Origin of the sequence: Echinicola salinicaeni, assembly GCF_014280965.1 — a bacterium.
GTDB lineage: Bacteria > Bacteroidota > Bacteroidia > Cytophagales > Cyclobacteriaceae > Echinicola > Echinicola salinicaeni.
On record NZ_JACODZ010000011.1, the window covers coordinates 39,264 to 52,772 of the forward strand.

Genomic DNA, 13,509 nt, shown 5'->3' on the forward strand with positions numbered 1-13,509 from the left:
ATCTGACACTACCAAAATCGTGCCTTATTGTTGATGCAGCGCCTCTTGAGTAACTTCCTCAAAAGCACAATAAGCGACATAAAAAGATACAGGAATGGTAATAAATAGCCCTACAATTAAAAACAATCCAATGGCATTGATAACTATAAAAACAAGTACAAGCGTAAAAAACTTCCACCATTTCACCGTTACCAGCTTCCTACTATACTCTAGTGAATCCCAAAAATCCAAGCCTGCAAAAATATGTAGGAGTATGGCGAACATATAGCCTACCATAAGATAAACACCTGGAACTACGAAAACTATTAAACCAATAGAAACCAAAATTTGCCCAATCAGCCAGATCAAAATGATGGGAATATAATATTGAAAACCCTTAAAAAAATCTGGATATATAATTTCCTCACCTGACTTCATCTTATTGGCTGCTAAATAAAATCCTGAAAAAAGTGGCCCCGAAAGGAAAACACTATACAAAATCGCATACTCTTTCAGATATAAAACAAAAAGTAATTGCAGCGACAATATAAATCCTGTAAAACCAATAGAAAACAGCGGCTTCATAGTGAATAGCTCCCAGCCTTTTTGGAACACTTGCTTGACATCAAAATCATAGCCTGTTTCGATCAAGCGGTTTAAACTGTTTTTATCCATATTTTCGTTAATAATAAAATACACGGCAAATTACCGTGTATTTTTCAGAATCTTAATTCGAGTAAAAGAAAGTTAATTAGAATTATTTAGTAATGGCACCTAAAATATCATGCTTGGTAATGATATGGATTTGATGCAAATCATCCCTTACTAGCACGGCTTTATCTTTATCTACCATTGAAGAAAGCACATCCAAAGTACTATCCATGGCTACAAACTTCATGGATTCTTCCATAACCTCCTCCACATTTGCATCCTTCAACTCTGGTTTTACAATAATTTTACTTAGCAGTTTATTATCCGTTATGCTTCCTATTACCTGACCATTATCCATTACGGGAATTTGGGAAACACTTTTCTCATTCATCAACTCTATGGCATTTTTAACTTTCTCTCCTCTCCTTGCCACTACCAATTCATAATTACCATTTCTCGCAGCGATAATATCCCTCGCAGTTCCAAAGGTAATATCTTCCAAAAAGCCATGATTACGCATCCAATCATCATTATAAACTTTCCCTAGATACCTTGTTCCATGATCCGGAAGGATGATAACCATCACATCATCTTCTTTTAAGTTCTCTTTAGCATAATCCAGTGCCCCATGTACTGCCGATCCACATGACCACCCCACAAATAAGCCTTCTTCCTTCGACAACCTTCTGGTCATGATGGCAGCATCCTTATCGGTAACCTTGACAAAATGATCTATTACAGAAAAATCCACATTTTCCGGAAGGATATCTTCCCCAATACCCTCTGTTAAATAAGGGTAAATTTCATTTTCGTCAAACTGCCCTGTCTCCTTATATTTTGTAAAAACAGACCCATAGGTATCTATTCCAACTGAAACCAAATCAGCATTTTGCTCTTTCAGATATTTCGCTGTACCACTCATGGTACCACCAGTACCGACACCGGCAGCAAAGTGGGTGACTTTCCCTTCAGTCTGTTCCCAAATTTCTGGCCCAGTAGTTTCATAATGTGCCTTCCAATTGGAAAGATTGTCATATTGATTTGGGTAGAAAGAATTGGGGATATCAGCATTTAGTTTTTTGGCAACAGAATAATATGACCTTGGGTCATCCGGAGAAACATTAGTAGGACAAACTACTACCTCTGCCCCCATCGCCTTAAGTACATCTATTTTCTCTTTTGACTGCTTGTCAGCCATGGTAAAAATACATTTGTATCCTTTTGCAATGGCCGCCAAAGCAAGCCCCATACCGGTATTCCCACTGGTTCCCTCGATAATAGTCCCTCCCGGCTTTAGTTTCCCCTCTTTCTCTGCATCTTCAACCATTTTTATGGCCATTCGGTCTTTGACGGAGTTACCTGGGTTAAAATATTCCACCTTCACCAATATTTGGCCTTTTATTCCGCTGTTCAGTTTGTTCAGCCTTACCAAAGGGGTATTTCCTATGGTCTCTATAATGGAATTATATATCATGACGAATCGGTTATTTTTACAGCAATTTACAAATATTTATCACTTCTACTAAGCTAGGCTTGTAGCTACTTTATAAAACAAAATCCACCGGCAAAACCTTCCATTAAACAAAAAAAGGAACAGCCTGCCATTTGTCGACTGTTCCTTTCTAAATTCTTTAAACCTAGTTTTATTTAACTCCTGCTAGAAGATAGAGCACTGCCATTCTGATCGCTACGCCATTTTCCACCTGGTTGAGGATAATGGAATGCTCACTGTCCGCCACATTTGAATTCAGCTCAACACCTCTGTTAATAGGCCCAGGGTGCATAATAACTATTTCCTTATCTAATTGGTCTAACAGTTTTCTATCCACACCATAATACAAGGAATATTCCCTCAAAGAAGGGAAATATTTAATTTGCTGCCTTTCTAATTGAATCCTGAGCACATTGGCAACATCGCACCATTGCAAGGCTTTTTTAACATCATATTCCACCTTGACCCCTAAACTGCTAATGTACTTAGGCAAAAGGGTAACTGGTCCGCATACCATCACTTCTGCCCCTAATTTCTGAAGACAAAAGATATTGGAAAGCGCCACCCTAGAATGCAGCACATCACCGATGATGGCTACCTTTTTCCCTGCCACATCACCTAGTTTTTCCCTAATAGAAAATGAATCCAGCAATGCTTGGGTAGGATGTTCATGAGTACCATCACCAGCATTCACTATATTGGCATCAATATTCTGAGAAAGAAAATGAGGAGCACCAGGGCTACTATGCCTCATCACTACCATGTCCACTTTCATGGACAGGATATTATTCACCGTATCGATTAGAGTCTCTCCTTTTTTAACAGAGCTATTGCTTGAGGAGAAGTTAATCACATCAGCTGAAAGCCGCTTTTCTGCCAACTCAAAGGACAACCGCGTCCTTGTAGAATTTTCGAAGAAAACATTGGCTATCGTAATATCCCTTAAGGAAGGCACCTTTTTAATTGGGCGGTTGATAACATCCTTAAAATTATCAGCAGTTTCGAAAATCAACTGGATATCTTCTGCTGTCAGTCCTTTGATACCCAATAAATGTTTGGTACTTAGCTGTTGCATTATTAGCTTTTAACTTCTTTTTCGGTAATCCAAATCGCATCTTGGGCAAAGCCTTGGGAAGCCCATTCTACACTTACATATTGACTTTCCAAGGTATTCACCTTTCTACCACAGTAGTCAGGCTTTATAGGATAATCTCTGGTATATTTTCTGTCAATTAACACCATCAGCTCCACCTTTTGGGGTCGGCCAAAAGCAATCATTGCATCCATGGCTGCCCTGGCAGAACGCCCCTTAAAGAGTACATCATCCACCAACACCACCTTCTTATTCTCAATCAAAAAATTAATTTTAGTCTCATTGGCTTTCAGAGGAATATCCCTCCTCCTAAAGTCATCACGGTGAAAGGTGGCATCCAGATATCCTGAAGGAACCTCTACGCCGCTAATTTCTTTTAGTCTTTTGACTATTTTGTCCAATACCAAGGTACCTCTAGGCTGAAGGCCCAAGAGTACAGTATTATCAAAATCATCGTGATTTTCAATCAACTGATGACAAAACCGATCCAAGGTAATGGCTATTTGCTTTTGGTCTAAGACGAGTCTTTTTTGCATAGCTGTGATTTGAGCACAAATATAAAAATAAATTACTTTCAGCCTTTGAATAAACTGATTATAAAACACGAATCTACCTCCTAATTCATATTAAGCTGAATAAGAATTCTTTTGAATACAAAATCAAATCTGCTTTTTCACTCTTCCTCGGGCAGTACAGAAGCCAAAACCTTAATTTTCGTCATAAAGAACACTTCTCGATTGTCTTCCTTTCCCTCCTGATCCAAAAAACGGATTCTTTGCTTTCCGGACAATATAAAGTAATCATCATACCACCAAAACAAAGACAAACTCTCCTCTTGGGTATCCCTGATCCGCTCATTTTCATCTAATAACGCCAAATCGAATTCCTCATTCTGATAAACCACCTCTCCTTCTTCTATCAGACTGAGCCTGAGTTTATCTTTTTCCAAATACATATAAAACAGGTGGCGGCCATCATAGCTCACTTCACCGAATTTACCTGGACTTGAACTTGTTTTATCTTCAAGACTTAATGTATTGTCCCAAATCATCCTACCTTGATCATCCAAGAGCACAAATTGAGCGGCCATGAATTTGTATTCATTGTTGATACTATTATTGGGGTACCCCGAATAATACCAAGGGTAGCCTCCAGAGGACAAGATCCTGTTCCGCATCCCCAAAGGAGCATAACGGTAAAAATCACTTGAATACATCAAATCCCTTGGAGAATACCTTCCAGAACTAGTTAGATAATAATCATTATAAACCAAAAAGTCACTTCCACCTGAAACAACTTCCCTAGTTACCAAGCTATTGGGAATAGTGATTTTTTTATCTTTTTCAATGGCCCTTTCCAAGGATTTCTCCCTTCTTTCCTGTTGATTTTCCGGTAAGTAGTTATAAAAATTTTCAAAATCTTCTAGATTATAGTAACGGTTTTCATATTCTCCAAACTCGTTGATTTTTGTCATATAAAGTCCCTTATTGGGTTCTCTTTTTCTCTCTCCATAAGGACCGATCAATACTTGTTGATAATTCATCATTGGAGTAAGAACCCCCTCTACTATTTCCATATCCGGTTTTTCATTTGGCTCCACCTTTACTTCCCTTAGTTTATCACCTTCCAAATTAAAAGTCATCAAGGAAAGGGACCGTTTTTTAAACCTGTCCCTTTTACTTACCAAAACATCAAACACCTTGAGTTCGGGGTCTTTTCTCAATTGTAGAATACTGGCTTCATTTTGGTACACGCCCTGTATCGTAATCACATCCTCACTATTAATGTCAAAAACTTGAATTGCTGGCCTATAGTCCATCATCCCCATTAAAATCGCCTTTTCCTCCATTACCAAAAACTCCTGCAACTCCATATCCAACACACTCTCCAAGGTCACAGAGGTCATGACTTGATCATTTAGATTCACCGTATAGATAATTCTATCTCCAGAGAATGACTCTCCTTCTTGAAACAATAAATACAAATATTCATCATCCATATCGAAGCCCAGAAGATTATAATAATCTTCGACAGGAAACTCATATACTGGCGAACTGTTCAACTGCCTGTCAGTAGTAAAGTATTGAAGTTTTTGTTGGGAGTTCAGGCCTCTTTCTGCTTTGGTCCTGAAAGCAATAGTTCCATCATTGGTGGGCATCACGATATAATCATAATCATCCCATTCTGTCGGAACTTCTGCCCTCTGCACAAACTGCACTTGGGCTATCCCAAACGTTTGAACAAAGCATGTCAACAAAAATATCAGCAGTACTTTATTTGTTTCTAAACACATATTTATAACTTGATTATTCCTTAAGATAAGGTATATGATTTTATTTTGAAACAATTATTACGGACATTTGTACCATACAAAATCCGAAAACAAAAGATCACTTTGGACAATAAAAAAATCACCAAAATACTGAAACTAACCTCCCAATTAATGGAGCTCCATGAAGTAAATGCTTTTAAGATCAGAAGCTATACTTCAGCAATTTACTCCATAGACCAGGGAAATATTAGCTTGGAAAACCTTACAAAGGAAGAGCTTCAAAAAATCAATGGTATTGGGAAAAGCATTGCTGAGGTAATAGTACAGCTCCAAGAAACAGGCACACATGAATACCTTGAAGAACTTTTAAAGGACACCCCAAAAGGACTATTGGAGGTCCTGGAGATCAAAGGATTAGGACCAAAAAAAATCAAAGTACTTTGGAAGGAGCTCAATATCACTTCTGTACATGAACTTTTGGAAGCTTGTCAATCGGGAGAAGTAGCCAAAATAAAAGGCTTCGGAGCCAAAACCCAAGAAAGTATTATTCAGTCTTTGGAATTCATTGCCTCCAATAAAGGAAAATGGCACTATGCAGATGTGGAGTCAGATATAGAAGCATTACAAGAAAAATTTGACCAGCTTTTTGGAAAAGAAAAGGTTGCCATTACTGGTGAATATGCAAGAAAATCTGAAATTATAGAAAAGGCAGAATGGATCATTAATACAGATAACCGCAAATCTGTTTTTCAGGAAATCAACCAAATAGATTCGCTGGAGCAGAACAAAAAAGTGTCTAGTCCATTCACCTGGAGAGGAAAACTCAAAGAAAAAGAATTAGAAATCATCATCTTCGCGACCGAACCAAGTTCTTTTATTAATGAGCAATTATTAAGGACAGCAAGTAATGCCCATCTTTTGGCTCCAATGGATGCGGGTCATACTTTGGGGAGTTTTTTCAAATCCAAGGGTTTTGGTTCAGAACAAGAAGCTTATAAAGAGGCTGGACTAGCTTATATTTCACCTGAATTGAGAGAAGGACAATTTGAAATTGAGCTTGCCAAAGACAATAAACTTCCAGTACTATTGGAGGAAAAGGACTTAAAAGGAATCCTTCACAACCACTCTACCTATAGTGATGGTAAGCACAGTCTCAAAGAAATGGCTGAATACTGTAAAGAACTTGGCTATGAGTACCTAGGCATTTCCGACCATAGCAGAACTGCATCTTATGCCGGCGGGCTTTCCATTGAGCAAGTAGAAAAGCAGCAAAAAGAAATAAAGAAACTCAATGAGGAATTGGCTCCCTTTAAAATTTTCAGTGGTATAGAAAGCGATATACTACCTGATGGTAACCTAGATTACCCGGAAGAAGTACTAGCCTCATTTGACTTTATTGTATCATCAATTCACAGCAGTCTAAACATGAGTCGAAAAAAGGCTACTGCTAGACTAATAAAAGCCATAGAAAATCCTTATACCACTATTTTAGGTCACCCTACAGGAAGACTTTTACTCAGAAGGGAGGGTTACCCTATAGACCATAAAGCTATCATTGAGGCCTGTAAAGACAACCAGGTAGTCATAGAAATTAATGCCAATCCTTGGAGACTGGACTTGGATTGGAGATGGGTACATTATGCCATAGAGCAAGGTGTAAAACTCTCCATCAACCCAGATGCCCATGAAAAAGCAGGTTATGCACATATGAAATATGGCGTATTAGTAGGCAGAAAAGGAGGGCTGAGCAAAGAAATGACCTTTAATGCGCTCGGTTTGGAAGAAATAGACCAATACTTCAAAAAAAGAAAATCTAAAATTAAATAAGGCAGAAAAGATGAAATTAAACGATAAAGACCCTCAGCAATTATTGCAAAGGTCTTTTACCATTGGCATAGTAGGCATAATCCTATGTTTCATTCCTTTGATCAACAATGTGACTGCCTTTGCTGAACCGGAGAAAATATTTTTCTTAAACGGTTTTGGTTTAGCTGCTCAATTTATGGCCTTGAGCTTAGCCATCTTGGTTATTCGAAAGAGAAAAATCCCACATGAGACCAAGGATAAATCAAAAAGAATGATTATTGCTTTAAGCGTCTCTATCCTTTTCTTTTTTCTAAACACATAAAAAAAGCGCATAATCAAGTGCGCTTTTCTTTTTAAAAAAAATGGCTTAAAAACACTACTCCTTTTTAACGTTAATAGCATTCAATCCCTTTTTTCCTTCTTTTACATCAAAAGACACTTTGTCATTTTGCTCGACCTTGTCCACAAGCCCAGTCGCATGGACAAAGACATCATTTTGAGTTTCATCGTCTATGATGAAACCAAATCCCTTTGCTTCATTGTAAAATTTAACAGTTCCAGTAAGCATAATAATTAATATTGTTAGTGGTTAAAAACGAATTATTAAAGTAAAAATATTCATTCAAAAAACAAATATGTTTTTTTAGTATCTTATCATTATGAAAAAATTAGTAATCTACCGACACGCCAAATCTTCTTGGGCAGAACCCTTTTTGGAGGATCATAAAAGACCCCTTGCAGAAAGAGGCTTGAGAGATGCACCCAGAATGGCACAAAGATTAAAAAGAAAAAACATCAAGCCAGATTATATACTCTCTTCTGATGCTGAAAGAGCCAAAACAACCGCTTTGATCACCGCTGAGAATATGGATTACGCACAGGGAGATGTCAATTTAACCAATAAACTATACCTTGCTTCATCCAACCATATCTTAAAAACGATAAGGCATATCCCAGACAGCAAGAAAACAGCTTTTATTTTTGGACATAATCCTGGTCTCAATGATTTAATTGAAAACCTTGGAGGAGAAATAGACAATCTTCCTACTTGTGGCCAATTCGGTTTTATCTTTGAAACTGACTCCTGGGAAAAAATCGGCCCTAGCAATGCTAAAGTTTGGTTCTTTGATTTCCCAAAAAACCAAACTGGAAATTAAAATTTCCTAACATCCTGAATTACTCCTTTAAATTTATCAGCATTCCCCATTAGATAAATTACCTTTTTGGCAACCTCCTCCGGCGAACTCAATTCATTATTGGATTTAAAGGATATAAACTTTTCCAGTCCACTAAAATCAACAGATTTTGCAGACCTAATATCTTCCTGCATAGGTGTATCCACAATCCCCGGGGCCAATGCAAAATAGTTTATATTATAACCCTTTAAGTCACTTTCTGCCTGAGCAACTCCTGAAATACGGTTTAAAGCAGATTTTGAACTACTATAGCCAGACCAGCCATCTATATCCTTCTCTGCCGCACCTGATGATATATTGACGACAAGCTTTTCAACTTCCTTATCAGCATATTTCCCTACAAACGCATTGATCAAGATCGCAGGAGCGACCACATTAATTGCATGAATCTTAGCAATCCCCTCTGGCGCTAACTTCCCCAAAGGAGCTATTTCTCCTATCCAACCAGCATTATTGATTAAAACAACTTTTTTAAAATCACCATCTGGAAAAATATCAGGCAGGGCCTCTATAAGAGCAGAAGTATTGCCCAAATCCAATTGCACATGGACAAACCTTTCTTTTTCCTCCATCATAGATCTGGAAATCCCCACCACATGATGCTCTTCATTTTCCAGCAAACTATCCAATAGTGCTTTACCCAAGCCTTTGCTGCAACCGGTCAAAATATATAGCTGTTTCATACTTAATTCTTCTAACAAAGAAGGAGGCTAACCCGCCTCCTTCTCTATTTCCATTATAATATATACTGGGACAAATCTCTGTTTTGAACCAGGGAACTTAATCGCTCATCCACCATATCTTTGGTGATCATAATTTTTGAATTGGCCTGAATCGTATCCGGCACCTCAAATAAAAAGTCATTCAACAAATGGCTCATTACCGTATGTAACCTTCTAGCGCCAATATTCTCCACTTCTTCATTGATCTTAAAGGCTATCCTTGCAATCTCTTCTATTGCCTCATCTGTGTATTCCAATACAACCTCTTCAGCTCCAAACAAAGCTTGGTATTGCTTGGTCAAAGCATTTTTGGGTTCTCTGAGAATTCTGGTAAAATCTTCTTGACTAAGGCTATCCAATTCCACACGAATAGGGAATCGACCCTGCAGCTCAGGGATCAAATCCGATGGTTTGCTCACATGGAATGCTCCTGCAGCAATAAACAATACATGATCTGTATGTACGAGACCATATTTTGTATTTACAGAACTGCCCTCCACGATGGGCAATAAGTCCCGCTGAACACCTTCGCGGCTTACATCAGGTCCTCCACCATTTTTGCCACTTTTGGAAGCAATTTTATCTACCTCATCTATAAAAATGATTCCATTATTTTCAGCCAGGAAAATAGCCTCTTCTTTCACCTCGTCAAAATCAATCAACTTGGAAGTCTCTTCCTCCATCAATATTTTTCGGGCCTCTGAAATAGTCAGCTTTCTCTTCTTGGTCTTTTTAGGCATCATCCCACTAATCATATCCTGCAAGCCTGCCATACTTGCATCATCCATCATACCATTGCCTATCATTCCTACGCCAACTGGTGAAGATTGCTTCACATTAATTTCTATCTTCCTTTCTTCAAGCTCTCCATTTTTCAACTTCTCACGGAAACGCTCACGGGTCTTTTCATTCAATTCCTGCTCTGAAGCATTTTCAGGATCAAAGTCCCCATTACTGATAGATTTAGAAGTACTAAATCCTGCAGTCTTCACTGGCGGAATAAGAATATCCAGTAAAATGTCCTCTACATTCTCTGCCGCCTTTTCCTTAACCTCTTCGTTTTTGTTTTCCTTCACCAAATTGATCGCTTGCTCTACCAAGTCTCTCACCATGCTCTCCACATCACGTCCGACATAACCTACTTCTGTGAATTTTGATGCCTCTACCTTGGTAAAGGGAGCATTGGCCACACTTGCTAGTCGTCTGGCAATTTCTGTTTTACCAACACCCGTGGACCCAATCATCAGGATATTATTGGGAACAATATCTTTCTGCAAATCGCTTTTGACCATCATTCGCCTGATCCTATTTCTAAGGGCAATGGCTACATTTCTTTTTGCATCCCTTTGTCCAATGATATATTTATCCAATTCATGAACAATTTGCTTAGGTGTCAAATTATTAATCTCTTTCATAATGTCTTTATATCAAGAAACCAGGGCAAACTGGTTTCAATTATCATCAATATTCTTTTATCTCACTAACACATAAAACATGCCTACTAAAGTTTAGTTCAAATTAATAAATCCCTTTCTTTCATCTATCACTCCTACCTGCTGCACCCTTTAGCATCTCTACTGAACATTATTTAATTTAGAAATAAGTAGCTCCGAGAAAGACCAAAGCTAAAAAGAACTTATTGACTGAAGCTTGAAAAAAAACCGACAGCAAATAAATCACTGTCGGTCTCCAAAATATGCTTAAGCCTCAACAGATTTTGAAGCTTCTTCGAAAGAAAACTTCAAAGGCTCATCCACTTTGGTATTCAATAGGGAAATCTCAAGTACTTCATCCACATTGTCTACGAAGTGAAAATTCACCCCTTTAATATATTGCTCATCGATTTCTTCGATATCCTTTTGGTTTCTTTTACAAAGAATAATTTCCTTGATTCCCGCTCTTTTCGCAGCTAGGATTTTTTCTTTTATCCCTCCTACAGGCATCACTTTTCCTCTAAGGGTAATTTCACCAGTCATGGCCAATTTGGCCTTTACCTTTCTCTGGGTATAAACAGACGCCAAAGCGGTCAACATAGTTATACCTGCCGAAGGGCCATCTTTCGGAACAGCACCTGCAGGCACGTGAATATGGAGATCATAATTATCAAATACTCTACTATCAATCCCGTACTTCTCTGCTTTTGATTTTAGGTAAGAGATAGCAGTCATGGCAGATTCCTTCATTACATCTCCCAATTGACCTGAAAGGGTGAGTTTCCCTTTACCCTTGCTCAGCGATGATTCAATAAACAAGATCTCCCCTCCCACTGAGGTCCAGGCAAGTCCAGTAACCACCCCAGCTACACTATTGTCTTGGTACATCTCCTTATCAAAGATTTCACCTCCCAGGATCTTACGAACCATATCAGGGCTGATCTTTTTCTCGTACTCCTCTTCCATGGCTATCGACTTGGCCACATTTCTAATTACCGTACCGATCTGTCTTTCCAAGCTCCTCACACCTGATTCACGGGTATAATCTTCTATAACCTTTACAATAGCCGCTTTACCAAAATTGATATCCTTTGCCTTCAATCCATGTTCTTTTCTTTGCTTGGGTATCAAGTGCTTTTTGGCAATCTCCACTTTTTCCTCCATGGTATAACCGGTCACCTCGATAATCTCCATCCTATCCCTCAAGGCTGGCTGGATACTCTCTAGTGAATTGGCTGTAGCAATGAATAGCACTTTGGACAAGTCATAATCTACTTCTAGGTAATTGTCCACAAAAGCACTGTTCTGCTCAGGATCCAAAACCTCAAGGAAAGCCGAAGAAGGGTCTCCTCTAAAGTCAGAACTTAATTTATCTATTTCATCCAAAACATAAACTGGGTTTGAAGTCTTAGCCTTTTTCATGTTTTGGACGATTTTGCCTGGCATAGCACCTACATAGGTCTTTCTATGTCCTCTAATCTCTGCTTCATCATGCAAGCCACCAAGGGACATTCGAACGTATTTACGTCCTAAAGCTTTGGCAATTGACTTACCCAAAGAGGTTTTACCAACACCTGGGGGGCCATATAGACACAATATTGGACCTTTAAGGTCTTTTTTCAGCTTTAATACAGCCAAATATTCAATTATCCTCTCCTTAACCTTATCAAGACCATGATGATCCTTATCAAGGATTTCCTTGGCTCTTTTTAAGTCGAAGTTATCTTCTGTAAATTCATTCCAAGGCAATTCCACCATTACCTCTGCATAATTCAAGGCAATAGGATACTCTGCTGCAGAAGGGTTGATTCTTAAAATTTTATCCAACTCCTTTTCAAAGTGCTTGCCTACCTCATCTGGCCATTTTTTCAGTTTACCTTTTAGGCGAAGCTCCTCCACCTCCTTCTCTGGCCCCTCTTCACCAAGTTCTGTCTGAAGTACTTTCATTTGCTGACGCAAGAAGTAATCCCTCTGCTGCTGGTCTATATCTGTGTGGACTTTTTTATGAATCTCACTCTTCAATTCCAACATTTGGATATCCTTCATCATGAACTCCAACAAAAGGGTCGCCCTGTCCAATCCATCATTTATCTCAAGCAGTTTTTGCTTGGATTCAACAGGAGCATTAATGTTTGAGGACAAGAAATGGGTCAAAAATGCGGTATTATCAATATTGTCCAATGCAACCTGAGCTTCTCTAGGAATATCAGGATTCAATTGCAAAATCTTAACAGCAGCTTCCTTCAAAGATTCTTCCAATGCTTGGATTTCCTTGTTTCCTTCCGGAAAATTCTCGGACAAGTATTCTACCTTCGCTTGAAAGTAAGGATCCTCAGAAACCTGCTCTTTGATTTTGAACCTTTTCTTTCCCTGAATAATAATAGTAGTATTACCATCAGGAAGCACAATCATCTTCACTATCTTGGCGATGGTACCTACTTGATAAATATCATCCCAAGAAGGATCGTCATTATTAGGATTGATCTGGGCACATACCCCGATCATCTTGTCCCCTTTCTGGGCCTTTTTCACCAACTTGATAGACCTTTCCCTTCCGACAGTTATAGGAATGACCACGCCGGGAAAAAGTACTGTATTTCTTACAGAAAGAATAGGAATCTCCTCTGCATAATCCTCGTTTTGCGACTGATCATCGTCCTCATCATCAGTGATCAACTGAATCAGATCTCCTTCACTGGCAAAATCCCCAACGATCATTGATTGATATAATGGACTATTGTTTTTATTCATATAGAGAATGACTGTTATTTTGTCATATTTAAATTTAAAATAAAAGAAGAACCTTTAAAATCAAAGGTTCTTCTACTAATCTCAATGGATATGCCAATATTTTAAATGGTACAA

The 13,509-nt window shown here is 38.5% G+C and carries 12 protein-coding genes; 3 read left to right on the forward strand and 9 right to left on the reverse strand.

Going from position 1 to position 13,509, the window contains the following annotated elements; translation table 11 throughout:
• Positions 1 to 24: 24 nt before the first annotated feature.
• From H7U17_RS18805 to H7U17_RS18825, 5 genes are all read right to left on the reverse strand, one after another.
• Positions 25 to 654 (reverse strand): hypothetical protein, encoded by a 630-nt coding sequence (locus H7U17_RS18805; RefSeq protein ID WP_186758396.1) that lies wholly within the window; start codon positions 652 to 654, stop codon positions 25 to 27.
• An 82-nt stretch (positions 655 to 736) separates the two neighbouring features.
• Complete coding sequence (locus H7U17_RS18810; protein WP_186758397.1) at positions 737 to 2,104, reverse strand: cystathionine beta-synthase; 1,368 nt, start codon at positions 2,102 to 2,104, stop codon at positions 737 to 739.
• 169 nt (positions 2,105 to 2,273) lie between these two features.
• A complete protein-coding gene (locus H7U17_RS18815) occupies positions 2,274 to 3,197 on the reverse strand; it encodes an aspartate carbamoyltransferase catalytic subunit (RefSeq protein WP_186758398.1) in 924 nt (307 codons plus the stop codon).
• Positions 3,198 to 3,199: 2 nt separating this feature from the next.
• Positions 3,200 to 3,751, reverse strand: a complete 552-nt coding sequence (pyrR, locus tag H7U17_RS18820; protein ID WP_186758399.1) for a bifunctional pyr operon transcriptional regulator/uracil phosphoribosyltransferase PyrR — start codon at positions 3,749 to 3,751, stop codon at positions 3,200 to 3,202.
• 137 nt (positions 3,752 to 3,888) lie between these two features.
• Positions 3,889 to 5,508, reverse strand: coding sequence for a transcriptional regulator (locus H7U17_RS18825; protein ID WP_186758400.1), 1,620 nt, complete (start codon positions 5,506 to 5,508; stop codon positions 3,889 to 3,891).
• Positions 5,509 to 5,658: 150 nt separating this feature from the next.
• On the opposite strand from H7U17_RS18825, the gene H7U17_RS18830 reads away from it, so the two are divergent.
• Positions 5,659 to 7,314 (forward strand): helix-hairpin-helix domain-containing protein, encoded by a 1,656-nt coding sequence (locus tag H7U17_RS18830; protein WP_230981495.1) that lies wholly within the window; start codon positions 5,659 to 5,661, stop codon positions 7,312 to 7,314.
• 10 nt (positions 7,315 to 7,324) lie between these two features.
• Positions 7,325 to 7,615, forward strand: a complete 291-nt coding sequence (locus H7U17_RS18835; RefSeq protein ID WP_186758401.1) for a hypothetical protein — start codon at positions 7,325 to 7,327, stop codon at positions 7,613 to 7,615.
• A 54-nt stretch (positions 7,616 to 7,669) separates the two neighbouring features.
• On the opposite strand, the gene H7U17_RS18840 is transcribed toward H7U17_RS18835, so the two are convergent.
• Positions 7,670 to 7,861, reverse strand: coding sequence for a cold-shock protein (locus H7U17_RS18840; protein WP_186758402.1), 192 nt, complete (start codon positions 7,859 to 7,861; stop codon positions 7,670 to 7,672).
• Positions 7,862 to 7,952: 91 nt separating this feature from the next.
• Between H7U17_RS18840 and H7U17_RS18845 the strand changes: the two genes are divergently transcribed.
• Positions 7,953 to 8,450, forward strand: coding sequence for a SixA phosphatase family protein (locus H7U17_RS18845; protein ID WP_186758403.1), 498 nt, complete (start codon positions 7,953 to 7,955; stop codon positions 8,448 to 8,450).
• On the opposite strand, the gene H7U17_RS18850 is transcribed toward H7U17_RS18845, so the two are convergent.
• The 3 genes from H7U17_RS18850 to lon all read right to left on the reverse strand — a co-directional run bounded on the left by H7U17_RS18850 (position 8,447) and on the right by lon (position 13,395).
• Positions 8,447 to 9,172 (reverse strand): SDR family NAD(P)-dependent oxidoreductase, encoded by a 726-nt coding sequence (locus tag H7U17_RS18850; RefSeq protein WP_186758404.1) that lies wholly within the window; start codon positions 9,170 to 9,172, stop codon positions 8,447 to 8,449. The genes H7U17_RS18845 and H7U17_RS18850 overlap by 4 nt on opposite strands.
• Before the next feature lie 53 nt (positions 9,173 to 9,225).
• The gene (gene hslU / locus H7U17_RS18855; RefSeq protein ID WP_186758405.1) at positions 9,226 to 10,626 is read right to left on the reverse strand and encodes an ATP-dependent protease ATPase subunit HslU; all 1,401 of its coding nucleotides are present in this window, start codon (positions 10,624 to 10,626) and stop codon (positions 9,226 to 9,228) included.
• A 285-nt stretch (positions 10,627 to 10,911) separates the two neighbouring features.
• Positions 10,912 to 13,395 carry an endopeptidase La gene (gene lon, locus H7U17_RS18860; protein WP_186758406.1) on the reverse strand — a complete coding sequence of 828 codons (2,484 nt, stop codon included), beginning with the start codon at positions 13,393 to 13,395 and terminating at the stop codon, positions 10,912 to 10,914.
• Between the last annotated feature and the right edge of the window lie 114 nt (positions 13,396 to 13,509).